Annotated in this window: 1 protein-coding gene; it reads right to left on the bottom strand. The window is 34.5% G+C overall.

The annotated features are described in order from the left end of the window. Positions 1-34 precede the first annotated feature (34 nt). A complete protein-coding gene (locus tag BMX49_RS14485; protein WP_074726748.1) occupies positions 35-1,024 on the bottom strand; it encodes an IS110 family RNA-guided transposase in 990 nt (329 codons plus the stop codon). Between the last annotated feature and the right edge of the window lie 221 nt (positions 1,025-1,245).

The following is a 1,245-nucleotide window of genomic DNA, read 5'->3' on the forward strand; positions in this document are numbered from 1 at the left end:
TAGCCCTGATGTTCTATGTTATTTTGCAAATTATTTAGGTTAAAATTTTTAAGTTTTTCTGATAATCTTGTTGATATGCAATTTTGTTTTTCACCACACCAAAGCAAATTCTCAGGAGTTTATTACAAACTGCGATCAGTGCTACTTTTTTTGGTTTTCCTTTTGCCAGTAGTCGCAGATAAAGTTCTTTGCAAGGTATATTATGTTTCATAGCCGTCCATGAACAAACATACAGCATCCCTCTAATATGAGTTTTGGAAGTTCTGCATTTACCGGGAGAGTAGGATTTTTTACCTGATTGGTAAATTCGAGGAGCGAGTCCAAAGTATTTAACTAATGATTTTGCGGAATCAAAATTTTTAAAACCAGAAGTTGCTGTAATCAGCTGAAGAGAAGTTTTCTCCCCAATTCCCGACACACTTTGTATTAAATTTTTTATTTCTTTAAATTCCTCGTCTTGTAGTTGTGGAAGGCGCAACTCTACTTCTTGAACCTCTTTTTCCAACTGTTTAAGTCTTTTTTCATAATGCTTTTCTGTATTAGGATTGAGATGAGGATTATAACGAAGTGCCTTGAGCTTTACAGCGTAACGCCGCTTCTCTTCCTCAAGATCATTCAACAGTTTTATTTCCTGATCCAGATGTTCAATTTGGATACTCTTAGGTACATAAATCTCTGGACGAAACATCTCGCCATAAAGTTTGATGAGTTTTGCATCCTCCGCATCGGTTTTGATAATGATGTTTTTCATTCTCGAAAAATGTTTCACAGACATGCAGTTAATCAGACTGGATTCAAAACCTTTGGACAAAGAAAGATGAAGCAGGCGACTGCTGTAATTACCTGTCGCTTCAATCACGAAACAATAATCTTCTCTAGAGATCTTCTTTAGAAAAGCTAATATCGAACGTTGATTGTTTTCAATATTTTGCACTTGATTCTGATTACTGTCATCATTAAAACTTACCGTTAAAAACTTTGCACCAACATCGACACCAATCACTTTTTTTAATAAATTTGACATACAATTTTTTTTTAAAAAGAGGTTTTCTTCTGATCCACCATGGTAAAAGTTCTTACCAACAATGTTCTATCCGGATTTGGAAGAAAACAGCAGCAGGGGAATAAAATCAGGGGCGATATCTATGTATCAACGAAGCGTCGGCCTTTATCCTGCTGCTTTTACTCTTTGGTTAATATTATTAACCAAATTATTAATTATTTTTCTTAATACAAACTTACCAT

It is taken from the genome of Kaistella antarctica (assembly GCF_900109615.1).
Lineage (GTDB): Bacteria > Bacteroidota > Bacteroidia > Flavobacteriales > Weeksellaceae > Kaistella > Kaistella antarctica.